Origin of the sequence: Solirubrum puertoriconensis, assembly GCF_001483135.1 — a bacterium.
Taxonomy (GTDB): Bacteria; Bacteroidota; Bacteroidia; order Cytophagales; family Hymenobacteraceae; genus Solirubrum; species Solirubrum puertoriconensis.
Genome location: NZ_LNAL01000008.1, coordinates 1333056 through 1356715, shown reverse-complemented (window position 1 = coordinate 1356715; position 23660 = coordinate 1333056). Strand labels below are relative to the sequence as shown.

Below are 23660 nucleotides of genomic sequence, written 5' to 3'. Positions count from 1 at the left end.
AGAGCTAGAAACGAAAAGCTACCTGCAAGGCGGCTTTCCACTTGCGCTTGGCCTTTCAAACCATTGCTTTAAGCGGCTCTCGATGGCACTAAACTGAGCTGATTTTTTCCCGACATCAGAAAGGCTAAGTGAATGAAATTCAATGGAAAGCTTCTGCCCATTGATGTGAAGCATCACCCTGCCTCCATTATCATCAGTTTGGAAATAGCTGATGCGTCCAACAGTATCAACATTGCTTGTATTTAGTTGCTCAAATATCGGTCTGGTCAACGCTAACAAAGTGTCTGCCTGATATCTGTTTAAACCGAAGAAAATAGTATCAACACAAAAGCTATTTCTCTCATCGTACAGGCGTTGTTTCTTAACCCGACGGACAAACATTACTGCTGTGGTGTCATCAGTAGCCGCTTGCCCACCTGCATAACTCTCTATCTCATACCAGTACACCTTATGCTTGACCCGATAATATGTATTGCTACCAGAAAAGCCATTCCAAGTGCTAAGCTCAACTTCAAAACCGTATGACTTTCGTGTTTTGACAGGTGCCTCTTTCTCTTTGCATGCCCCGAGCAATGCTAAAGGAAGAATGCTTTTTAAAACAAATGCAGCTGCTCGATTCATGTGTGTTGTTATCTATAATAATCTGAATAAACAGGACGACCTACCTCGTTGAAAGTAGGTCGTTTTGTTTAAACCAATCTTTACGCCCGCCTCGGTTGACGCAAGAACAGCCATCTGTTTCACTTGCAATATTTTATGTAGTTATCGTCTAATTGATTAGCCCGGAATAAACGAACCTTATCAGCTTTGAACGACATGGCCCAACCATCAAACTCTTTAGGATAGATGAGAGGCGGATCACGCTGTAGCTTCTGGTTGTAGCCTTTCACATCGTTTGGAACAACAGCACTATTACCTTCAACCAACTCATTAGCGTCTCCAACTATATAGACTGGCACATTCAACACACTGTCATAAGCAATGAACTCTTCATTCTTATTGATAACAGGCATAACGCTTTCTAAAACGACTAGCGTAGAGTCACCACCTTTATCAATGCGTACAGTTACGAAAGACAAATACTGATTTGGCTTCTTACTTTTTACTGCTACGTATTGATAAACAATGTTATGTAGGCACTGACTTGTATACACAGCTGACACTTCGCTTTTCTTTTGGCAGGAAGCCAATACAATAATTAAGCTTAGCAGCCCGGAGCACACTTTAGGGAAATGCCTCATCAGCTAATGGTTAAGGTCATCTTAAAGAAAAGAGAGAGGCGCACATTACGTACGCCTCTCTCTTTTCTTTTTACAAATTCAGTACTAAGCCCGGCCGAGCTGCCGCAGGAACAGCACGTGCGACAGCACGGCCGAGCGCATGCGCGGGAATTCGTTGTAGGTCACGTTGAACTCCTCGCAGGCCTGCTTGATGATCTTGCTGATGGCCGGGTAGTGCACGTGCGAAATCTTCGGGAACAGGTGATGCTCAACCTGAAAGTTGAGGCCACCTAGGAGCCAGGTTACCACTTTGTTGTTGGTGGCGAAGTTGGCGGTGGTTTTCAGTTGGTGCACGGCCCACTCGTCTTCCATCTTGTAGGTCTGGGCATCGGGCACGGGGAAGGTAGCAGGCTCAACGGTGTGGGCCAGCTGGAACACTAAGCTCAGCGAGAAACCGGCCACGGCGGCGAAGATCAGGAAGCCGATAACCCACGGCACGAAGCCTACGATGTAGATAGGCAGGCCTACGAACAGCACGAGGTACAGCGCCTTAAAGCCCCAAAATACCAGTTGGTCTTTGGTTTCCATCTTCTTCAGCGGCACCGAGCCGATAGAGCCTTTGAAGTATTTCTGGTAGTCCATCATCACCACCCAAGCCAGGTAAAACAGCGCGTACAGAAACCAGAAGTAATAGTGCTGGTAGCGGTGCAGGGCGCGGCGCGGCTGGGTTTCGCTCAAGCGCAACCAGGGCTGGGCGTCAATGTCGTCATCCACCCCATCGATGTTGGTGTACATGTGGTGGATGAGGTTGTGCTTCATGTTCCACATGAAGGAGTTGCCGCCGAACACGTTCAGGGTAAAAGCAGCGGCTTGGTTTAGCCAGCCGTGCTTGGAGAACGAGCCGTGGGCGCCGTCGTGCATGATGTTGAAGCCGATGGCAGCCCCTACCCCACCCATCAGGATGCATTCCAGAATAGCCCAGCCCGTAGGCGGCGTGAAGAACACAAGGTGGATGTAGAGGAACAACAGAGCGCCCGTGAGCAAGGCGGCTTTGGTGAACAGCGTGGCGTTGCCGGTGGTGGCTTTGCCCGACTCCTCGAAGTAGGCATTAACGCGGCGCTTCAGCTCATTGTGAAACGACTCTTTTTGCCGTACGGCGGCAAACTTGGGTACTGACATGCGATTGGGAAAACGGAAATGGGGCCGCAAAGGTACGTACAAACATGCCCTTGGGGTTTGCCGGTTGGGCACATACCTGTTGGCACCAAGGTACCGTGGGCGCTAAGCAGTTGAACTAAGCTAGACGCAGCCACTAGCCGACGCGTTCCTGTGCGCCCGGAGTTTTTTGAGCAAGTACAGGTTGGCTGCTATCCGGGCAAGCTTCCGTGAGGCATAGCCAAAGGGCCTAGGTGCTCTGGTTGGCAATGTCGGCTTGGGCACCTAGGGGCAAGCTGGGCTGCAGCAAGGGGCGCAGATCGGCATAGGGCACAAACACCCGGATTTCGCCTTGGGCATACGAGGCAATTTCGTAGGGCACGTACACAAATACGGCGCCGCCGCTGGTAAGAAACACGTTGCGGGTAACGGGCATTTGCTCTACAAGCAACGTCTGATCGAGGCGGGCGGTAGCAGGAATGCCGAGGGTGCGGCGCACGGCGCGGTTGAGCAATTGGGTAAGCTGCGGCTCTACTCCAGGCCGAAAAATATCGGCGTAGCGCAGGGCCCGGCCATTTCGTACGTCGAAGCTGGCTACCGTGGTACCGTAGTTACCGTGGGCACCGCCGCTGTAGCTATAGTTTAAAAAGCCCAGGCTGAGCAGTGGCGCTTGATTCCAGAGCACGCGAACGAGCTGCTGTTGGTCGTAGCGCAGGGCGTAAGCGGGCAGCTCAGTGGTATCGGCGGGGTCGGTGCGGAGCTCGGCGGCATTGGCGCGGTACTCCTCGGTATACTCCTGCAACTGTGCCTGCCAGTAGCCCTCGAGCGTAGGCGCCGGCCGATTGCTCAGCGTATCGCCGCGGAGCGTGCGCACAATGTTGGCCTGCAGCGCGGCCGGCGCTTTAACCGGCAGCAGTGCCAGCAGGCTTTGGTGAGCGTAGGGCGTTTTCGGCTCGTTGGGGTACGCCGCTACCGAATCGGTGAAGTGGCGGGCCACCAGCGCCACGCTGCCCATGGGCTGCACCATGCGCAAGCGCACGGCTTTGCCCGCGTGGGTGCCTACCAAAGCATTGCCTTGCCGGCGCAGCCGCCACACAGGGCCGTTGTTCTCCAGCCCGCCTTCTTCGGGGCTGATGTCTTGCAGCACCAAGCTATCGGGGGTAACCGTGGGCAGGCCAATCAGCTCAAAGGGTTGCCCGGCGCGGCGGTGGTAAGAGCCGTAGTAACCAGGTAGTTCAGAGTTAGCACCAGTAGGTGCGGCCGTTAGGTGCAGCGTAATGCTATCGGGGCTGCCGGGCAATTGCCCTCGGTACTGCCGGTACCAAGCCCCCGGCGAGTTGGTGGGGGCGGCTGCAGCGGGCGGTGTAGTCGGCTTATCGGAAGTGGCCTCGGCGTTGGTTTGTTGGCGCTCCTGGCAAGCTGCAAGGGCCAGCAGCAGGGCGCTGGCACCTAGGCGAAGGGTACAATGGCGGCTCATTGGGCCAAAGGTGGCTATTTGTTACGAACCTGCCGCAGGCTGCGGCCGTGCATAGCACCTAGGCACTAGCAGCATTGCTTGGGGGCAACTGGTACGGCAAATAGCGCGGATAAATTTCGTCGGATGGAAAGCACACTCTGCCGAGCGATAAACTGCCTTCGGCGGCAAATACTTGGCGCTACGCCTGTTGCATGGCGGCAGGCAAGCTAACCCTAGGTTGCCCGGGGCAGTAATCAGGCAGAATACGCATTTCAACTTCACAACCGCACCGCAAATGAGCTACATTCAAGTAGGGCAAGACGCCCAAGGCAACCGCGTAAATATCTTTTACCAAGACTGGGGCCAGGGCGACCCGGTAGTGCTCATTCATGGTTGGCCCGCCGACCACCAGATGTGGGAGCATCAAGCGCATACGCTGCCGCACTACGGCAAGCGCGTAATTGCCTACGACCGCCGCGGTTTCGGCAAATCGGACAAACCTTGGAACGGCTACGATTACGATACCCTGGCCAGCGACCTGAATGCCATTCTGGAAGGCCTGAACCTACAAAACGTAACCTTGGTGGGTTTCTCAATGGGCGGCGGTGAAGTAGCCCGGTACATGAGCCGCTACGGCGGGGCCCGCGTAAGCAAAGTGGTACTGGTGGCCAGCGTGCTTCCTTACCTATTGAAAACCGACGACAACCCCGATGGCGTGGACAAGTCGACGTTCGACGAGATTATCGATAACCTGCGCAAAGACCGCCCCGATTTCTTGCAAACTTTCGGTAAGCAGTTCTACGGCGTAGGCGTAGTAAGCCACCCCGTAAGCCAGGCCACGCTCGATTGGATGCAGATGATTTGCCTGCAAGCAACGCCCCACGCTACCGAAGCCTGTGCCCACGCCTGGGCCGAAACCGATTTCCGCCAAGACGTGCAGACCATTCGGGTGCCCACGCTCATCATTCACGGCACCTCCGACAAAACCGTACCCATCGAATCCAGCTCCGATCAGCTGACCAAGCTGCTGCCCAGCGCTACCTACATTCGTTACGACGGCGAGCCGCACGGGCTGTTCGCAACGGCCGATGGCAAAGACCGCCTGACCAAAGACTTGCTCGATTTCACCGGCGCCTCCGGCACGCCCGTGAGCGACGACAGCCGCTACTCCACGGCGCAACAGCCGCTTGGCAGCCGCTAAATCACCAGAACTTAACTACGAACACGGCCCGGCAGAGTCCATCTGCCGGGCCGTTGTTGCTGTTGCAGGCGCGCTGCACCTAGGGCAATGGCACAAAAAAACCGGGCAGCTTTAGCTGCACCGGTTCAGTTGAGATACGCGTGCCAAGTATGGTCGATGGAGCCGGCACTAAGCTTCAGGAAACTAGCCAAAGTTGGCCTTTTGGGCTTTTGCCGAACGGTGAGGCCAGCCTCTTCGGGGGTGCGGTGGCCTTTGGCGTGGTTACACCGGGCACAGGCCGTCAGCAAGTTGCCCCAACTCGAGTCGCCGCCGCGCGAGCGGGGCAGCACGTGGTCGAGGGTAAGGTTTTTGGTGGAGCCGCAGTATTGGCACTCAAAGTTGTCGCGCTTCATTACGTTGTGGCGGCTCAGGGCAATGCCTTTGTACGGCACGCGCACGTAGCGCTGCAATCGGATAATGCTCGGCTTGGGGTAGGCCATGCTGACGGTGCGCAAAAACGCCCCCTCTTTGTTGGCAATTAGTTCAGCTTTTTCGAGATACAGCAACACAAATGCCTTCTGCACGCTGCAGAGGGTAATGGCGGAGTAGTCGCCATTCAACACGAGCACTTTTTGGTCCATACACTAGGGGTCGTAAGCGTTCGGAACTAGCCGTAAGCTAGGGCTTTCCAGCCGTTTACGCAACCACCGTGGGTGTAGGTTGGTTCAAGTTGAGCTTGCCTAATGTGCTTGTATTTTACCGGGCCTCGGCGGTACCTAGGCAGGCAGCACGCGTTTGATGAGGCGTAGCTTGTGGGTGTACTTCTGGCGTTGCTGATTATAAATGCCGTTGTGGTCGAGGATATCCACGCGCACCTCGCCACTGGCGTGCAAAATCTGCTGGTCGTCGAGCATCATGCCCACATGGATGATGCGCCCCTCGGCATTGTCGAAAAAGGCCAAGTCGCCGGGGCGTGTTTGGGCTACAAAATGCACTACTTCGCCCAGGTCGATTTGCTGGCGGGCATCGCGCGGAAGCTGCACGCCAATCAGCCCAAAGAGTTGCTGCATCAGGCCCGAGCAATCGACGCCAAACAAAGTGCGGCCGCCCCACAGGTACGGCGCTTTCAGGAACAGCTGGCCCGCCTTCAGCAGCAAGGCCGTGCGCTTTTCGGCGGGGCCCAGGGGGCCATGGCCGTTAAGCGGGTTGGTGGCCGCGCCGTTGTAGAAATAGGCTTCCTGGCCGAGGCGCAGCGTCATGCCATCAAAGAACGGCAGGCGGGCACCTAGGGTAACCGGAATACGAGTGGTGGCATTGCTGACTACCTGCACCACATCGAGGCTGCGGGGGTGGTCTTGCGCGCTCCAGGCGGCCAGGTACTCCGCCGTAACGGGTGTGTGCTGCTTAACGTCCATCCAGCCGAGGTAATCATCGGCGGTGGTGCGCACCTGCACCCAGTTGCCTTGCGTTTGCACAATGCTGTAGCAGTCGCCGAAAATCAGCTGCGTTACGATTTCGGCTTTGTCAGCAGGTTCGGCCCGCACCGGCACCACGCTCAGGGCGCAAATTCCGTGTTCCAAGGAGGTAAAAAGAGGTAAATCAGGCCGCAAGGTACGCAAGGAAAGGCTTGTCGCGCCGAGCGGAAGCGGTGCATCTGCGTGAGAAGTTTTCACCAGATGTCCGCCCCCCGCTCGGCTCGGCAGTTCGGTGCATCTGCTTAGTAGCGGGCGCGGTCCATTTCCCGCTTCACATCGCGGGCCTTTATGTCCTCGCGTTTATCGAACAGCTTTTTGCCCTTGGCCAGCGCAATTTCAACCTTGGCAAAGCCCCGCTCGCCAATGAACATGCGCAGCGGAATAATGGTGAGGCCCTGCTCCTGGCTTTTAGCCTCAAGTTGGCGCATCTCCTTTTTGGTGAGCAGCAGCTGGCGCGGGCGGGTGGGCTCGTGGTTGTTATAGGTGCCTTGGGTGTACTGCGCAATAGTTACGCCATGCAGCCACAGCGTGCTGTTGGCGCCGAACGTGCAGTAACCATCGGTAATGTTGGCGTTGCCCTCGCGCAGGCTTTTGATTTCGGTACCCAGCAGTACCATGCCGGCGGTGTACTTAACCAGAAACGAGTACTCGTACCCAGCCCGGCGGTTCTGGATGTTGATGGAGCGCGGTTTGGTGTCGTTGGCTTTAGCCATGGATTGATGTCGCAGAGAATAGAGAAGCGGCTGCGGTGGCCGTTGCTTTACGAAAATATGGCAGGCGCGGCGGTCAGCGGGCCTCGCGCAACGCCGCAAACCGGGCCTCGAGCTTGGCTTTATCAACGATGCGCTGGCCGGTGCGGCCCGTGGCTACCAGCCGCTCGCCCACCCGCGCTTCTACGGTGCAGGTAAGCTCGCGGCCAACAAGGGCGGCAAAGGTAGCAGTAACCTGTACGGTTTCGCCCTCAAAGGCGGGCGCGTGGTGCTGCACCTCCAGCATGGTACCAATGCCCTCCTCCCCTGCTTCACGCATCTCGAGCACGAACAAGCGGCCCGCCCATTCCATTTCGCGCCCTAGGGCAAAGGTGCTCAGTACGGGGTGCACCAGCCCATTACCGGCTTCAAAGCTGGCGAAGTCGGCGGGTACCACGGTGTAGTGGTGGGTTTTCTGGTCGCCGGGGTGGAAGGGGTTTTGCATTGGAATTTCAGTGCAGTACCACTGACTTGGCTTTGTTGATCATTTCCAGCCGCTGGCCGATGAGCTTCTCGTGGGCTATTTCCTCGAATATGAGCCCGGTAGGCGAGGCAAATAATCTGTTCAATACCGAGTCACAGGGAGCATTAGCATCTGTACCGCTCCACCACTCGATATTCTGCTCACGCAGGCTTACTTCTCGTCCAGAGTACACCTAATTGAGTTGGGTATTGGGCACCCAAGCTATCAACGCATCGAACGATGTCGCTTGAAAATGTTTTAGCTGGGATAGAAAAGGATTTATTAGCGCTGAATCCGCTGCCTGCTTTAGCGTCGCACTGCCAAACGCAACCCAAGTATCCCAAGGGGCGCAGTCCCACAAGTCAAAATACCCCTGCGAGTAGACTTCGGCTCCGCCGTCTAGCTCCGAATCCAGCGGATCAATCAGTATTAGCTTGCCCTTTTCGGCAACTTCCTCCAGCGTCAATAAATCAGTAGCTGGATTCTGCAGATACTCACGCCGCTTCTGCACCGTTACAGCAAGTGCCTCCTTGTGGTACTGACTGTTGGCTATGAGGAAGCCAGGCCGCAGTTCCTCGCTTCGGTAAAAGTTATCTTCAAACCTTGGATTGACCTTATCAATCCACGTGGCGGCTTCGATAACCGATTGCAACATCTCGTTCATAGCCTGGTGCCCCTTACGCCAGTTTCAGCCGCGGGTCTGGACTAGCCAGTTGCGAGGCAAAGTCGCCGGCTAGGTACTGAAAGTGCGCGGCCATGGCAATCATGCCGGCGTTATCGGTGCAGTACTGAAAAGCCGGGATGAACACACGCCAATCGTGGTCTTCGGCCAAGCGCTGCAGTTCGGCCCGCAGGCCCGAGTTGGCCGCTACGCCCCCGGCAATGGCAATGTTGGTAAGGTTGAAGTCGGCGGCGGCGCGGCGCAGCTGGCGCATCAGCGTTTGCAGAATGGTGTGCTGAATGCTGGCGCAGAGGTCGGACAGGTTCTCCTCGATGAATTTGGGGTTCTGCTGCGTTTGCTGGCGCAGGAAGTACATCACGGCCGTTTTCACGCCCGAAAACGAAAAGTCGTAGCCGGGCATTTGGTTTACCGGGAACGGGAAGCGCAACGGGTTGCCCTGCTGAGCCAATTTGTCGAGCCTAGGTCCGCCGGGGTACGGCAGGCCCAGCAGCTTGGCCGTTTTGTCGAAGGCTTCGCCAGCGGCGTCGTCCTGGGTTTGGCCGATGATTTCCATGTGCAGGGCGCTGCGCACCACCACCAGTTGGGTGTGGCCGCCGCTTACGGTAAGGCACAGAAAAGGAAACTCGGGCCGGGGGTCCTCGATGAAATGCGCCAGAATGTGGGCCCGCATGTGGTTTACGGCCAGCAGCGGCTTGCCTAGGGCCAGCGCAAAGCTTTTGGCAAACATGCCGCCTACCAGCAACGAGCCCAGCAAGCCCGGCCCCTGCGTAAAGGCTATGGCATCGAGCTGTTCTTTTTCCACAACGGCTTTTTGCAGCGCAGCCTGCACTACCGGCAAAATGTGCTGCTGGTGGGCGCGCGAGGCCAGTTCGGGCACCACGCCGCCGTATAATTCGTGCACTTGCTGCGAGGCTACTACGTTGGCCAGAATTTTGCCCCCGGCCATTACTGCTGCTCCCGTATCGTCGCACGACGACTCAATGGCCAGAATAATTGGGTGTTCCATAGGATGATCCGCGGCTTATGTGCGGGCAGTTAGCTTTTTTTGCAGATTATCTGCCTTATCGGAGCACACAAGCATCCGTTGGGGCAGCGTTTACGTCTTGCTGCTGGGCAGTCGCGCAGCGGCTCCGCTTTCTACCACACCGCCAACAACCGCGTGCAAGTTATAAAGGCCATCCTGAAGGTGTTGCTCGGGCTAGTGCTCGTGCTAGGCCTGTTGCTGGGCGCGGCGGTGCTGGCGTTGCGGGTGCCTTCGGTGCAAACCAGGGTGGCGCAACGCGCGGCCGAAATTCTGTCGGATAAGCTGCAGCAGCCCGTAAGCATCGGGCAAGTCAACATTCGGCCGTTTACCAAAGTGGTGCTCGAGCGCGTGCAGGTACTCGACCGCCGGGGTGGCCCCTTGTTTTACATCGGCGAGTTGGAGGCCGATATCAGCACATTCTCGATTTTCTCCCCCAACAAGCTGTACCTCAGCAAAGTTACGCTCACCGAGGCACGGTTTGCGCTGGTAACCTACCCCAACACGCTTAACGCGAAAACTAACCTCGATGAGTTCTTGGCGGCCTTCAAGCGGCTCCTAGGTGCGCCCGACACCACTAAAGCCACCAAGCCCTTCGACTTTAAGGTGGAGCGCGTGGGGCTGCGCAACGCCCGCTTTGTGCTCGACCGCAAAGACCGCCCCAAGGCGTCCGAGTACGGCCGCTCGATGGATTACGCGCACATGTTCGTCGATAGCATTTACGCGGATGTGTCGCAAATTTGGTTCCGGGGTGACACCCTGCATACCCAGATCGACGGTTTGCGGGCTATCGATATTCCGTCGAAAACGCGGCTGCGCGAGCTTACGGCCGACATGACGTATGCGTCGCGGTTTTGGGAGTTCGATAAGCTGACGCTGCGCGTAGGCCAAAGCCGCCTCAGCAACTACGTAAAGTTTGAGTACAAGCACTTCCTCAACTTCACCGATTTCAACGACTCGGTGAAGGTAACGGCGCGCCTGCAGCCCAGTAGCGTGTACTCCGACGACATTGCCCAGTTTGCGCCTCAGCTCGAAAACTGGAAAGAGCACGTGCTGATTTCGGGCGAGGCCAAAGGCTACGTGCGCAACTTCTCGGCCAAGAACCTGGACGTGAAGTACAGCAACGGCGGCACCCATATTATCGGCAACGTATCGGCCGAAGGGTTGCCCCAATGGAAGGAAACCTTTGCCGAGCTGCGCCTGCGCCCCGGCACCGTGCTCAACCCGCGCGACCTGAAACCGGTGCTGCCGGCCTCGGTATACCCCTACTTTCAACGCTTAGGTACGGTTAAGCTGAACGGGCATTTCCTAGGTTTCTACAACGACTTTGTAGCCAACGGCGACTTCCGCACAAACCTGGGTAACCTCACGGCCGACGTGAACCTGAAGTTCAAGACCGACCCACGCAACTCGAGCTACGAGGGCACCGTGCGCACTGCTGGCTTCCAGCTCGGCAAGCTACTCGGCGACGAGTCGCTGATTCGGGATATAGCCGTGAACGGCCGCGTGGAGGGCGTTGGCTTCGACCCCGACGCGGCCCGCCTGCAAGCCAATGCCACCATTCCACACGTGTGGGTAAAAGGCTACCGCTATCAAAACATTGTGGTGACCAACGGCCGCCTTACCCGCCAGGAGTTCGAGGGTAAGGTGAATATCAACGACCCCAACCTGCAGCTTACGGGCGATGGCAACATCAACTGGGGCCGCGGCCGGCAGGCCTTCGACTTAGTTTCGGATGTGCGCCGCGCCAACCTGCAGGCCCTAGGTATCATCAAGGAGCCACTGGTGGTGAGCACCCAGGCCGATGTGCGGTTTCAGGGACTTACGCTCGATGAACTTCTCGGCCGCATTCATTTGCGCGATACCCGCTTTGAGCTGCGCGGCCGCACCGTGCACCTCGATACGCTTGATGTGCTGGCAACGCGCCGCGAGGGCGACCGGCTGCTGGCCATGCGCTCCGATGCTTTCCGCCTGCGGGCCCGCGGCGACTACCAATTTTCGCAGGCCTTGCGCGATGTGCAGCAGCTGATTGAGGAGTACAAGCTCAATTTTGAAGGCGATGCTGCGGCCACAGCCGCTTACTACCGCCGTAAGCGCCGCCAAGCCACGCCCGATTACTCCATCGACCTGAACCTGCAGCTGAAGCAAGCCAATCCGCTAATCCACGTGTTTATGCCGCAGCTGAGCGTTAGCGACTCGGCGCGCATCGAAGGCTCTTTCCGCAACGGTGCTACCTCTATATTAACCCTAGGTGGCAAAGCCCATCTCATTCAGTACGACAGCATACAGGCTCACAACGTGGAGTTCGACCTGCTGACGTCGAAACTGCCTAATGCGCCCGATGTATTGGCCCAAGCCAGCGTAACGAGCACCCGGCAAGAAATGCCCGTGCTGGGCCGTACGGAGCAGTTTTACGTGGAAGGCGTGTGGGACCAAGACAAGATCAACTTCTCGTCGTCGTTGGCACAAACGGGTACCACCAACCGGGCTGCCATCAACGGCGCGCTGGATTTCTTGCCCAACGCGGTGCAGATTGTATTCCGGAAGTCGGGCCTGAACCTGCTCGGCCGCGAGTGGGCGATTGCGCAGGACGACGCCATCGTTATTGCCGGCGCTGGCCACGAGGTAACCGTGCCGAACTTTTCGCTTTCCAACGGGCCGCAGCGCATTCTCGCAACTGGTCAGATTTCCGACGATCCGGCCCAAACTCTGCACCTCGAGGTTAAAGACCTGGAGCTGGCCACCCTTTCGCCGCTTACCCGCCAAAATATGCGCGGCCGCGTAAATGCCACCGGCGATGTGCGCGGCGTGTTCGGGCAGCTGGTAGCCGCCTCGCGCCTCACCGTCGACTCACTTTACTTCGATAATGTACTGATCGGCAACGTGTCGGGCATGTCGAACTGGGACAACCCGAGCAAACGCCTAGGTGTGAACTTGTCGGTGGAGCGCGACCAGCTAAACGTGCTCAGCGTGGCCGGCACCATTGCTCCGGGTGCGGCGCAAGAGCAGCTCAACCTTACCGGCGCCCTCAACGATGCGCCCCTGAAGCTGGCCGAGCCTTTCTTGGCAGGTGTGCTTACCAACCTAGGCGGCACTGGCCGCGGCACCTTGCGGCTTACCGGTCCGTTCTCGGCCCCTACCCTGCGCGGTGACGTGGCCGTGCGCCAAGGCGTGTTCACCTTCCCGTACCTCAACACTACCTACACTTTCGAAGACAACATCCGCTTCTTCGAAGACCGCATGGTGTTCCGCAGCATCCGCCTGCGCGACATACTGGGCAACACCGGCACGCTCGACGGCACCATTTACCACCAAGGCTTCGAGAATATGCGCTTGGCTTTGCGGGCTAACTTCCGCCGCATGCAAGTGCTGAACACCACGCGCCGGCAAAACGAACTGTACTTCGGTACGGCCTTCGCTACGGGCGAAGCCAGCGTAACGGGCCCCACCAACAACCTCGTTATCAACGTACGGGCCCGCAGCGAGGCCGGCACGCGCCTCTCGTTGCCGCTCGATAACGCCGCTACCGCCACGCAGGCCAACTACATTCAGTTCGTAAACCGCAACGTGCCGGCCGATACCACCAAAGCCGCCGCTACCCCGCAGCGTAGTGCCGTTGATTTGTCGGGCATTTTGCTGAACTGCGTGTTCGACGTGACGCCCGATGCTTACATGGAGGTAATCCTGGACGAAACCACCGGCGACGTAATTCGGGGCACGGCCAGCGGGCAGCTGCGCATGAACATTGATACGCGCGGCGACTTCAACATGTACGGCCAGCTGGAGGTCGTGCGCGGTGCGTACAACTTCACGCTGCAGGGCCTCGTGAACAAAGAATTTCAGGTGCGCCCCGGCGGTACGCTCACCTGGAACGGCAGCCCCCTCGAAGGCCAGATGGACGTAACGGCTGCCTACACCCAGCGCACTTCGCTGGCGCCCATCCTGAGCGGGGCCGATGCCAACGGCACCAGCGCTTTTGCCAGCGTTACGGCCGTAATGCACCTCACCGGCGACATGCTATTGCCGCGCATCCAATTGGGCCTCGAGTTCAACGATGCGCCCACTACGCTCGAAGGGCAGCTTACCTCCTTCCTTTCCAACATCCGCAACGACGAGCAAGAACTCAACCGCCAAGTGTTTTCGCTGCTGTTGTTCCGGCAGCTTTCGGCGCCCGGGCAGTTTGGCACCCCCGATTTATTTGCTGGCAACAACGCTGTGCAAAACAGCCTAGGTCAAATTCTGTCGACGCAGCTGGGCCTGCTTACCTCGCAAATCGACCAGAACCTCGAAATCGACTTTAACCTGGATGGCGTAACGGCCGAAGAGCTGCGCGACCTGCAAGTGCGCCTGAGTTACAGCTTGTTGCAGGGTCGTTTGCGCGTAACCCGCTCGGGCGGCATTACCAATAACACCAACGGCACCACGGTCACACCTTCGCAAACCTCACTCATCGGCGACATTGGGCTGGAGTACTTCCTGCGGGCCGATGGCAAGTTTAGGGTGCGCCTGCGCTACGAAACCACCCCGCGCGACATCCAATTTGCCAATCAGCAGCGCGCTGGCCTTTCGGTAGTACACACCGAGCAGTTCGATAACCTTACCGAGCTGTTTGCCCGCAAGCGCCTGCGCCGCCGCGAAGAAGCCCGCCGTAAAGCCCGCGAACAACTCATTATCGACGACGACCCGCGCACGGCGCTGTAGGCTGGCTAGCGCTAGGTGCAACTGCCCACGGCCATCAACCAGTGCCTTGTTCATTATTCATTGATCTTTGATCGTCGTACCTTTGCCCACCGATGCCGCAGTTCCGCCCCGCCCGTAAGAAAAAACTAGGGTCTTACCCGCACACCATGGTGGTGTTCAGCATCACGTTGGCGCTGATGGTAATTGGACTGTTCGGGCTGTTGTTGGTACACGCGCACAAGCTATCGGAGGCCGTGAAGGAGAACCTGGAGGTACAGGTATATCTCGAGCGCAACCTTCCCGAAACCCAACTGCTGCGCTTGCAGCGCACCTTCGCGCAAAAGTCCTACATCGCCTACCGCGACAACCAAGCGCAGGTGCGTTTTCTGTCGAAGGAAGAAGGCGCCCGGCAGTTTGTGGAGCTCACCGGCGAGGAGTTTCAGCAGTTTTTGGGCGACAACCCGCTGCGCGACGCCTATATCTTAAAAATCAATCCCACGTTTGCCGATTCGGTGCAGCTACGCCGCATCAGCCAGGATTTGCGCCAGCAGCAAGGCGTGTACGAGGTTACCTACGTGCAAAGCCTGATCAGTTCCATCAACCAGAACGTGCGCAAAGTGAGTCTGATGCTGCTGGGCTTTGCGGTGCTGCTTACGTTTGTGGTGGTGGTGCTCATCAACAATACCATCAAGCTGGCCTTGTTCTCGCAGCGCTTCCTCATTCGCTCGATGCAGCTGGTTGGGGCCACGCCATGGTTTATTCAGGGGCCGTTTTTGCGCCGGGCTACCTGGCAGGGCTTTGTAAGCGGCACCGTTGCCTCGTTGCTACTGCTGGCCTTGCTGCAATCGGCGTATTTGCAGCTGGATGAGCTACGCCTGCTACGCGATGAGCGCCTGATTGCGGCCGTGCTGATAGCGTTGGTTCTGCTTGGCTGCGTAATTGGTTTTTTCAGTTCTTACCGGGCCGTGCGCAAGTACCTGCGCATGTCGCTCGATGATTTGTATTAAGCAGTTGGGCGCCGGCAACGTACAAGGCTAACCACCCGATGCCAAGCGCCCGAACACATACTATGGAACAGCGCAACACCCGCTTCGCCTTTGGGCCTCGCAACTACCGCCTGATGTTTATTGGGCTGGCTTTGCTGGCCGCTGGTTTTATCACGATGAGCCTCGATACGGCCGATTACGGCGAAGGCTTCCTGGGCCTTACGCTCGGTCCCATTTTGCTGGCCCTCGGCTTCACGGTCGAGTTCTTTGCTATTATGGCGAAATCGTCGTCGGACGCGGCTGCTCCTACGCAGCCTACCAACACCAGCACCACCACTCCCAACGCTGCTCCGGCTACCCCGGCCGAACCTGTTCGGCCTACGTTTCAGCGCCGCTAGTTACCGATGAGTTATTGGCACGCCCTCCTGCTGGCTATTGTGGAGGGTCTTACAGAGTTTTTGCCCGTTTCCAGCACCGGGCACATGGTTATCGTGGCCAATTTGCTCGGCATCGGGCAACTGCCGTTTACCGAAACCTTTATTACCAGCATTCAGCTAGGGGCTATTTTGTCGGTGGTGGCGCTGTACTGGCGCCGGTTTCTGCAGAGCTTCGATTTTTACCTGAAGCTGGCCGTGGCGTTTTTGCCCTTTGGCATCCTAGGCTTTTTGCTGAAGGATGTAATTGCCGAGCTGCTGAAAAGCGTGACGGTAGTAGCCACTTCGTTGGTAGTGGGCGGCATTGTGCTGCTGTTCATCGACCGCATCTTCAAAGAGCCCGGCAAGCAAATTACCACGCCCAGCTACGCCAAAGCGCTTAAGGTTGGCTTATTCCAGTGCCTGGCTTTGGTGCCCGGCGTATCGCGCTCGGCGGCTACCATCGTGGGTGGCTTGGCGCAAGGCTTCGACCGTCGTTCGGCTGCCGATTTTTCGTTTTTGCTGGCGGTACCTACCATGACGGTAATCACCGCTTACGAACTCTACAAAACTTACAAGCTGAATCCGCTGCAGGCAGCCGACATAAAAGTGCTGTTGTTTGGCAATGCGGTGGCTTTTGTGGTGGCGCTGTTGGCTGTGAGGTCCTTCGTGACGTTCGTGAGCCGCTACGGCTTTCGGGCATTTGGCATCTACCGCATCATCGTAGGTGTCATCATTCTCACGATGATTGGGTTGGGCATTAATCTTCAGTTGGTATGAGCCAGGCGAAACCAAACTCTCATCAGAACCACAACCGGCGCCCACAACCCGAGATGGACCCCGGCGAGGTACTGCTCGTCGACAAACCGTTGCGCTGGACTTCCTTCGATGTAGTTAAGAAGGTGAAGTATGCCATGCGCCCGCGCAAGATTGGGCACGCGGGCACGCTCGACCCGTTGGCTACAGGCCTGCTGATTTTGTGCACCGGCAAGAAGACCAAGAGCATCGATCAGATTCAGGCCCAGGAGAAAGAATACACCGGCATTTTTCGCCTAGGTCAAACCACGCCTTCGTTTGACCTGGAGACGCCGGTTGATGCCGAAAAGCCTTGGGAGCACCTCACCCGCGAAGACTTGTTGGCGGCGGCGACCAAGCTTACCGGCTCCATCGAGCAAACGCCACCGCTGTTTTCGGCCGTGAAGATTAATGGCGAACGAGCCTACGAAGTAGCCCGCCGCGGCGACACGGCCGAGATAAAGAGCAAGGTGGTCGATATCAAGGTCTTCGAGCTATCAGTAATTGACGGGCCGGATGTGCACTTCCGCATTGTGTGCTCCAAGGGCACCTACGTGCGGAGCCTTGCCCGCGACTTTGGCGAGCTGTTGGGTTGCGGCGCGCACCTCACCAAGCTAGTCCGCACCCGCATTGGCGAGTACCGCCTGGAAAACGCCCTGAGCATGGCCACAATTGAGGCCATACGCCCACCCCGCCCCGAAGGCGAAACGGAGCGCCCGCGCCGCCAACGCGAACCGCGCACCGAGCGCCGGGCCGGTTTGGAGCACTACGACGCTACCCATGGTGCTGCTTCCGAACAAAAACCGGAACAGGACTCGTAAGTGCCTTTTGCGCGCCGCAGCCGTACAACCGGCTAGTTCTTCCATTTACTGATTGCGGTTGCTTACGACCGGCAGGTAAGCTGCCGCGTACGCAGTAGTACTTTGTATAAATCCTGCCATTCATGCATGTTGTTCGCAACCCCGCCGAGTTTCCGCGCTTAACCAACGCTGTGGTAACCAGCGGCACCTTCGACGGTGTGCACCTAGGGCATCAGAAAATCCTGCTGCGCCTGCAGGAAGTAGCGCAGCAATCCGACGGGCCCAGCGTAGTAATTACTTACTGGCCGCACCCGCGTTTGGTGCTGGCCCCGCCGCTTTCGCACCCCCAGCCGCTACAGCTGCATTTGCTGAACACCCTGGAGGAGCGGATTGAGAAGCTGGCCTCGCACGGCGTCGATTACCTGCTGATCGTGCCTTTTACCCGCGAGTTTGCCGAGTGGACGTCGGAGCAGTACATCCGCGAGCTGCTGCTCGAAACCGTGGGTGCCAAAAAGCTGGTAATCGGCTACGACCACCGCTTCGGCAAAAACCGCGAAGGCGGCTTTGAGTATTTGCAGGCGCACTCGGCCAAGTACGGGCTGGAGGTGGAAGAAATTCCGCGCGAAGACGTGGATGCCGTAGGTGTAAGCAGCACGCGCATTCGGCGGGCTCTGGAGGCCGGCGACGTAGCCACGGCCAACCGCTACCTAGGCTACGATTACCCCTACACCGGCATTGTGGTGCGCGGGCAGCAGCTGGGGCGCACTATTGGCTACCCCACGGCCAACATCAAGTGCCAGGAACCTCTGAAGCAGGTACCGGGCCGCGGCGTGTACGCCGTAATGGCTACTACCGCCGATGGGGCGCACCACGCCGCTATGCTGAACATTGGCGTGCGCCCTACGGTGGGCGGCGACCTGGCCGAAACCGTGGAGGCACACCTGCTCGATTTTGAAGGCGACTTGTACGACCAGCCGCTGCAGGTGCATTTTGTGGCCCGCTTGCGCGACGAGCAGAAGTTCAACGGCCTTGATGCCCTGAAAGCCCAGCTCGGGAAAGATGCCGACGAGGCCCGCCGCCACCTCATCAGCGGCTAGCACCTAGGCGCTGCTATCGGGCCGCACCGCGCATTGCAGGCTGCCCGACATAATAATCCGGCCTACGTAATAGCAACTCCCCGCCCGGCACTGCGCATGCTGGGCGGGGAGTTGCTATTTTGGCGCCTCCAAATCCCCACCCGATTTCTATGATCAACAAAGTAGTGGCCGATGCCCAAGCCGCGCTGCAGGGTATCACCGACGGCATGACGCTCATGCTCGGCGGTTTTGGCCTGTGCGGCATCCCCGAGAACAGCATTCAAGAGCTGCTCCGCCTAGGCGTGAAAAACCTCACCTGCATCAGCAACAACGCCGGCGTCGACGATTTTGGCATTGGCTTGCTGCTGCAACAGCGCCAGGTGAAGAAAATGATATCGAGCTACGTAGGCGAAAACGCCGAGTTTGAGCGCCAGCTACTCTCGGGCGAGCTGGAGGTAGAGCTGATTCCGCAGGGCACGCTAGCCGAACGCTGCCGGGCTGGTGGCGCAGGCATTCCGGCCTTTTACACTCCGGCCGGCTACGGCACCGAGGTAGGCGAAGGCAAGGAGTCGCGCGAGTTCAACGGCAAGATGTACCTGCTCGAAACCGCTCTGCACGCCGATTTCGCCTTCGTGAAGGCTTGGAAGGGCGACACTGCCGGCAACCTTATCTATAAAGGCACCGCGCGGAACTTCAACCCCATGATGGCCGCTGCAGGCAAAATTACGGTTGCCGAGGTAGAGGAGCTGGTACCCGCCGGCGAACTTGACCCCAACCAAATTCACACGCCCGGCATTTACGTGCAGCGCATCTATCAGGGCAAGAGCTACGAGAAGCGCATTGAGCAGCGGACCGTTAGGCAGGGGTAGCTTTTTAATAACACGTCATTCCGAGCGAAACCAAGGAATCGCGCCAAGTAGTAATCTTCTTGCTGAACAGCTGATCAGTCCCTAGTATCAGCACGCGAGATGCCCCGGCAAGCTCGACATGACGTTACTTCCAGCAACAGAGCATCATGGCTTTAGATAAACACGGCATTGCCAAGCGCATTGCCAAAGAAGTTAAAGACGGCTACTACGTAAACCTCGGCATTGGTATTCCGACGTTGGTGGCCAACTACATTCCGCAGGGCGTGAACGTGGTGCTGCAGTCGGAGAACGGGCTGCTGGGCATGGGCCCCTTCCCTACCGAAGACCAAGTAGACCCCGACCTCATCAACGCTGGTAAGCAAACCATTACTACGTTGCCAGGCTCCAGCATCTTCTCCTCGGCCGAGTCGTTTGGCATGATCCGCGGCGAACACGTCGACCTGACCATCCTAGGCGCCATGGAGGTTTCAGAGCGCGGCGACATTGCCAATTGGAAGATTCCGGGCAAGATGGTGAAAGGCATGGGCGGCGCCATGGACCTGGTGGCCTCGGCCAAGAACATCATCGTGGCCATGCAGCACGTGGCCAAAGACGGCTCCTCCAAACTGCTGCCCGACTGCACGCTGCCCATCACGGGTTTGCGCTGCGTGAAGAAGATTGTAACGGAGTTGGCCGTAATCGACGTGACGCCCGATGGCTTTGTGCTGCGCGAGCGGGCACCAGGCGTGTCGGTTGAGCAAATTCAGGCGGCTACCGCCGGGAAACTGGTGGTGCCCGAGGGCGGCGTGCCCGAAATGGCACTGTAGCTTAATAGCTCCTTGCTGCCGCAAAGCTTCGCTGGGCCAAGGCCCAGCGAAGCTTTTTGTTTTTGGCTCTAGGTGCGGCTGGGTGCCTGCGCCCTTGGCAGGCGCTAATGACCAAGCCGCGGCAGGCGCTTGGTATAGCGCAATTGCCCATCAGGGTCGGTGCCGGCTGGTGTCCAGTCGAGGGCTTGGTAGAAGCCGTTGGCGCGCAGGTCTGGGTTGGCTCCGGTAGTAAGCCATGCCTCCTCAATGCCGTTGTGAGCGAGGCAATGCTCGGCGGCTTCCATCAGCAGGCATCCGATGCCGCGCCCCTCGTAACCGGGGCTCACAAAACAGGCAAACACCGTTTTTTCCAGAACGATAACCATGGCAAAAGCCACGGGCTTGCCGTCTACTTCAACCACCCAGCCCGGCCCGTCGCCTTCGAGCATTGCGGCCACAGATTCAGGCGTTACACCTAGGGCGGCCAGTTCTTCGCGCGACTGATGATTTTCGCGCACCGAGCAGCGGATGTCGAACATCGCGGGTACGTCGGCGGGGGTAGCGGAGCGCAGCAGCATAACCTAGGGCGTAAAAGGTGTGGCTTACTTAAGATACAACACCTGCCGCCGGTTTCGGAACACCAAGCCCTTCGGCTACGTTGCTACGTATTGCCCCTACGCGGCCACCAACTCTCTACTTTTGTGGAACGCGTTTCATCCCTTCTGCTATCATGGCTTCGAGTTCCTCTGCTAAATCAAACGGCCAAGCCAAAAAGGCCGATAAGAAACCAACCGCACCAGCTGCTGCTGCTACCCCCACCGCCCCGGAGGACGGGCAAGTAACGCAGGCACACAAGCTGGTGCTGCGCACGCTCCGCAAATCGGACTACAAAGCCGTGCGCGATATTATGGACAAGGTGTACTCCAACATGGAGGGCGCCTGGGCCCAGGACGAGTACAACGCCCTTGTGCGGAAGTTTCCGGAAGGCCAAATCTGTATCGAAGACAACGGCGTGGTGGTGGCCGCCGCACTGGCCATCATTGTGCAGTATTCCGACTTTGGCGACCGGCACACCTACGCCAAGATTACCGGCAACGGCAAGTTCGACACGCACAACCCCGACGGCGACACGCTGTACGGCGTCGACGTGTTCGTGGACCCCGAGTACCGCAACCTGCGCCTAGGTCGGCGCCTCTACGATGCCCGCAAGGAGCTGTGCGAAAACCTGAACCTGCGCGCCATGGTGGCGGGCGGCCGCATTCCGGGCTACGCCAAGTACGCCGACGAGATGACGCCGGCCAAGTACGTGGAGATGGTGCGCAACAAAGAGCTGACCGACCCCATCCTCACTTTTCAGCTTTCCAACGAGTTTCACGTACGCAAAATCATCCGCGGCTACTTGCCCTACGACTCCGAGTCGAAGGCCTACGCCACGCTGCTGGAGTGGATTAACGTGTACTACGACGAGGATGCCGAACGCCTCATCGGCAACGTGAAGAGCAACGTGCGCATTGGCATTGTGCAGTGGCAAATGCGCGGCACCCGCTCGCTCGAAGATCTGTTTCAGCAGATCGAGTTTTTCGTGGATACCGTATCGGGCTACAAGGCCGACTGCGTGATGTTTCCGGAGTTCTTCAATGCGCCCCTCATGGCGCTTACCAACGAGGACACCCCGTCGGTAGCCATTCGGGCCATGGCCGCTTTCACCGAGCCCATCAAGGCGAAAATGATGGAACTGGCTGTGAGCTACAACATCAACATCATTGCCGGCTCGATGCCGCTGTACCACGACGGCAAGCTGCACAACGTAGCTTACCTCTGCCGCCGCGACGGCACCGTGGACGAGCAGTACAAGCTGCACGTAACCCCCGACGAGGCCAGCTACTGGGGCATGCGCGGTGGCGACAAGCTGAAGTGCTTTGACACGGACTTCGGTAAAATCGGCATTTTGGTGTGCTACGACGTGGAGTTTCCCGAGCTCTCGCGCATGCTCTCCGACGAAGGCATGAAGATTCTGTTCGTGCCGTTCTGGACGGATACCAAGAACGCCTACCAACGGGTGCGCCTGTGCGCCCAGGCCCGCGCCATCGAAAACGAGTGCTACGTGGCCATTACGGGCTCGGTAGGCAACCTGCCGCGCGTCGAGAACATGGACATTCAGTACTCGCAGTCGGCCGTGTTCAGCCCCTCCGACTTTGCCTTCCCGCACGACGCCATCGTGGCCGAGGCCACGCCGAACACCGAGATGACGCTGATTGCCGACCTCGACCTAGACTTGCTGAAGGACTTGAACACCTCGGGCGCCGTGCGCAACCTGCGCGACCGTCGGAAGGACCTGTACTCGGTAAGTTGGGTGGTGAAGAAAACCGAACGCGACGACGAATTGCTTGGCCAAGGCGAAGACCGCGTATCGATGCGACCCGCTCGCAAAAACAAGATGCAGCACACCGCTGGTTGATTGCCTGCTTCGTGAACAAACAAAAAGCCCCTGCTAGTACGCTAGCAGGGGCTTTTTACATTACAGGCACCTAGGGGGCTTAGTCTTCGGAACCTACGTGCGGGTTTTTAGGCTCGTTGGTTTCCCAATTGCGGGTGCCGCTGTTTCGGAAACGGTTGTCGCCGTGGTGGGTGTCTTCGGGTTGTGGCGGAGTTTCTTGGCCGTAGTACGGCTGGAAGTTCTCGCTCGAAGTAGAAGCTTGGCTTTGAGGCACGGCGTTTTCAGCCTTGCCAAAATCGCCGTAGTTGGGCGCTTGCTGATGCGGCGCTTGCAAGCCGGGGTTAGCGGCTTGGCCAGGCATGCCCTCGGGCTGGTTGGCTACCTCGGCGCCCCGGCGCAGATTTTCGGGCTGGGGGCTGAGGTTGGGCGACTCGCGCGGGTTGTTATCCTTTACGAAATCGAATTTATCGTTGTCGTTTCTATTATCAGTAGCCATGGCAAAGTCAGCGTTAGGTTTACTCTACTGCTACGGCCAAACGGCAACGGAGTTGGGGCCAACCAAGCTGACTGGCTAATAGGCAGCTAATTACCCTACTACTTAGTGCGCCGCAGCTTGTGAGGCGAGGTAGCCGTAGTCGCGCAGCACTACAAGCAAAAATTCGTGGTTGGGCATGTTGGTTTCGATACCCGTAAGGGTGCGCACCCGCTCGGCGACATCGTCGAGGATGTGGTAAGCGCCGCGCTTTTCGCTCTGCGTTACTAGTTCCTGAATCAGGCGCACGTCGTGGTCGGCCAGCGAAGCTACCTGCGGGAAGGTAACGCGGTAATTGGGGTCGTAATCGGAGCCGAACAAGGAGTTATCGGCGGCGGTTTGGCGGCGGTTGAGGCGCACTACTGCGGTGCCGGCGGCCATATCACCCAGGCGCTGCCCGCGGCCGCTGCCCAAAATGCAGGCAATGGCCACAATGCCGTAAAACATGCTCACATCGACAATGCGCAACACCCAGCGCAACAAGTATTGCGTGAAGCGTGCTGGCGTGCCGTTGAGGCTGATTACGCGCACTTTCATGATGCGCTTGCCGATGCTTTGCCCCTGCCACAGGGCCTCCGACACCAAGTGGTACACAAACAGCGGCAGCACAATTACCACAATGATGATCATGCCAAGCGTGAATTCGTTGCGGCCGCTTTCTAGATCGAACACGCCGAACAGCAGCGTCAGCCACAGAATAACCCAGCCGGCTTGCACCACGCCATCGAGCAGGGTGGCGGCAATACGCTCGCCAATGGAGGCGGTTTCGTACTCAAGCGTAACGTTTTGGGTGGTTGGAATGCGCAACTGAGCCATGGGCGGCAAACTATTATTGGAGAATACTTCCAAAAATATAATCTTCCTGACACGATTTGCGCCCGCCGCT

At 58.0% G+C, this 23660-nt stretch carries 23 protein-coding genes; 10 read left to right on the top strand and 13 right to left on the bottom strand.

Going from position 1 to position 23660, the window contains the following annotated elements; all coding sequences use genetic code 11:
• Positions 1-18: 18 nt before the first annotated feature.
• The 4 genes from ASU33_RS20010 to ASU33_RS19995 form a co-directional block, all read right to left on the bottom strand.
• Positions 19-621 (bottom strand): hypothetical protein, encoded by a 603-nt coding sequence (locus ASU33_RS20010; protein WP_149867324.1) that lies wholly within the window; start codon positions 619-621, stop codon positions 19-21.
• 119 nt (positions 622-740) lie between these two features.
• Positions 741-1241 carry a hypothetical protein gene (locus ASU33_RS20005; RefSeq protein ID WP_059072559.1) on the bottom strand — a complete coding sequence of 167 codons (501 nt, stop codon included), beginning with the start codon at positions 1239-1241 and terminating at the stop codon, positions 741-743.
• 84 nt (positions 1242-1325) lie between these two features.
• Entirely contained in the window at positions 1326-2399 is a 1074-nt protein-coding gene (locus ASU33_RS20000) for a fatty acid desaturase family protein (protein WP_059072558.1), read from the bottom strand.
• A gap of 226 nt (positions 2400-2625) precedes the next feature.
• The gene (locus ASU33_RS19995; RefSeq protein WP_059072557.1) at positions 2626-3852 is read right to left on the bottom strand and encodes a DUF3298 and DUF4163 domain-containing protein; all 1227 of its coding nucleotides are present in this window, start codon (positions 3850-3852) and stop codon (positions 2626-2628) included.
• 274 nt (positions 3853-4126) lie between these two features.
• Between ASU33_RS19995 and ASU33_RS19990 the strand changes: the two genes are divergently transcribed.
• A complete protein-coding gene (locus tag ASU33_RS19990; protein ID WP_059072556.1) occupies positions 4127-5032 on the top strand; it encodes an alpha/beta fold hydrolase in 906 nt (301 codons plus the stop codon).
• A gap of 125 nt (positions 5033-5157) precedes the next feature.
• Here ASU33_RS19990 and ASU33_RS19985 read toward each other — a convergent pair whose 3' ends face one another.
• From ASU33_RS19985 to tsaD, 6 genes are all read right to left on the bottom strand, one after another.
• Positions 5158-5652 carry an HNH endonuclease gene (locus tag ASU33_RS19985; RefSeq protein ID WP_059072555.1) on the bottom strand — a complete coding sequence of 165 codons (495 nt, stop codon included), beginning with the start codon at positions 5650-5652 and terminating at the stop codon, positions 5158-5160.
• A gap of 135 nt (positions 5653-5787) precedes the next feature.
• On the bottom strand, positions 5788-6591 hold the full coding sequence (locus ASU33_RS19980; protein ID WP_286130692.1) for a C40 family peptidase: 804 nt from the start codon (positions 6589-6591) through the stop codon (positions 5788-5790).
• Positions 6592-6728: 137 nt separating this feature from the next.
• Positions 6729-7199 carry an SsrA-binding protein SmpB gene (gene smpB, locus ASU33_RS19975; protein ID WP_059072554.1) on the bottom strand — a complete coding sequence of 157 codons (471 nt, stop codon included), beginning with the start codon at positions 7197-7199 and terminating at the stop codon, positions 6729-6731.
• A gap of 73 nt (positions 7200-7272) precedes the next feature.
• Positions 7273-7680 (bottom strand): thioesterase family protein, encoded by a 408-nt coding sequence (locus tag ASU33_RS19970; protein ID WP_059072553.1) that lies wholly within the window; start codon positions 7678-7680, stop codon positions 7273-7275.
• A 211-nt stretch (positions 7681-7891) separates the two neighbouring features.
• A complete protein-coding gene (locus ASU33_RS19960) occupies positions 7892-8362 on the bottom strand; it encodes a hypothetical protein (protein WP_059072551.1) in 471 nt (156 codons plus the stop codon).
• A 13-nt stretch (positions 8363-8375) separates the two neighbouring features.
• On the bottom strand, positions 8376-9386 hold the full coding sequence (gene tsaD, locus ASU33_RS19955; RefSeq protein WP_059072550.1) for a tRNA (adenosine(37)-N6)-threonylcarbamoyltransferase complex transferase subunit TsaD: 1011 nt from the start codon (positions 9384-9386) through the stop codon (positions 8376-8378).
• A gap of 153 nt (positions 9387-9539) precedes the next feature.
• On the opposite strand from tsaD, the gene ASU33_RS19950 reads away from it, so the two are divergent.
• From ASU33_RS19950 to ASU33_RS19915, 8 genes are all read left to right on the top strand, one after another.
• Positions 9540-14102: a translocation/assembly module TamB domain-containing protein gene (locus tag ASU33_RS19950; protein ID WP_149867323.1), complete on the top strand. Its 4563-nt coding sequence runs from the start codon at positions 9540-9542 to the stop codon at positions 14100-14102.
• 92 nt (positions 14103-14194) lie between these two features.
• Positions 14195-15088 (top strand): cell division protein FtsX, encoded by an 894-nt coding sequence (locus ASU33_RS19945; protein WP_059072548.1) that lies wholly within the window; start codon positions 14195-14197, stop codon positions 15086-15088.
• 62 nt (positions 15089-15150) lie between these two features.
• Positions 15151-15465 (top strand): DUF3098 domain-containing protein, encoded by a 315-nt coding sequence (locus tag ASU33_RS21090; protein WP_078063279.1) that lies wholly within the window; start codon positions 15151-15153, stop codon positions 15463-15465.
• Between the two features lie 6 nt (positions 15466-15471).
• A complete protein-coding gene (locus ASU33_RS19935) occupies positions 15472-16260 on the top strand; it encodes an undecaprenyl-diphosphate phosphatase (RefSeq protein WP_059072547.1) in 789 nt (262 codons plus the stop codon).
• The gene (gene truB / locus ASU33_RS19930) at positions 16257-17096 is read left to right on the top strand and encodes a tRNA pseudouridine(55) synthase TruB (RefSeq protein ID WP_078063278.1); all 840 of its coding nucleotides are present in this window, start codon (positions 16257-16259) and stop codon (positions 17094-17096) included. Before ASU33_RS19935 ends, truB begins: the two co-directional genes overlap by 4 nt.
• 122 nt (positions 17097-17218) lie before the next feature.
• Positions 17219-18172: a bifunctional riboflavin kinase/FAD synthetase gene (locus ASU33_RS19925; RefSeq protein WP_059072545.1), complete on the top strand. Its 954-nt coding sequence runs from the start codon at positions 17219-17221 to the stop codon at positions 18170-18172.
• A gap of 149 nt (positions 18173-18321) precedes the next feature.
• On the top strand, positions 18322-19020 hold the full coding sequence (locus ASU33_RS19920; protein WP_059072544.1) for a CoA transferase subunit A: 699 nt from the start codon (positions 18322-18324) through the stop codon (positions 19018-19020).
• 146 nt (positions 19021-19166) lie between these two features.
• Positions 19167-19826 carry a CoA transferase subunit B gene (locus ASU33_RS19915; protein WP_059072543.1) on the top strand — a complete coding sequence of 220 codons (660 nt, stop codon included), beginning with the start codon at positions 19167-19169 and terminating at the stop codon, positions 19824-19826.
• A gap of 104 nt (positions 19827-19930) precedes the next feature.
• Here ASU33_RS19915 and ASU33_RS19910 read toward each other — a convergent pair whose 3' ends face one another.
• Entirely contained in the window at positions 19931-20383 is a 453-nt protein-coding gene (locus ASU33_RS19910) for a GNAT family N-acetyltransferase (RefSeq protein ID WP_059072542.1), read from the bottom strand.
• Between the two features lie 152 nt (positions 20384-20535).
• Here ASU33_RS19910 and ASU33_RS19905 point away from each other — a divergent pair, with 152 nt between their 5' ends.
• Positions 20536-22263 (top strand): bifunctional GNAT family N-acetyltransferase/carbon-nitrogen hydrolase family protein, encoded by a 1728-nt coding sequence (locus tag ASU33_RS19905; RefSeq protein ID WP_059072541.1) that lies wholly within the window; start codon positions 20536-20538, stop codon positions 22261-22263.
• Between the two features lie 79 nt (positions 22264-22342).
• Here ASU33_RS19905 and ASU33_RS19900 read toward each other — a convergent pair whose 3' ends face one another.
• Together ASU33_RS19900 and ASU33_RS19895 are read right to left on the bottom strand one after the other, a co-directional pair.
• Positions 22343-22738, bottom strand: a complete 396-nt coding sequence (locus ASU33_RS19900) for a hypothetical protein (protein WP_059072540.1) — start codon at positions 22736-22738, stop codon at positions 22343-22345.
• A gap of 102 nt (positions 22739-22840) precedes the next feature.
• Complete coding sequence (locus ASU33_RS19895; RefSeq protein ID WP_059072539.1) at positions 22841-23590, bottom strand: RDD family protein; 750 nt, start codon at positions 23588-23590, stop codon at positions 22841-22843.
• Between the last annotated feature and the right edge of the window lie 70 nt (positions 23591-23660).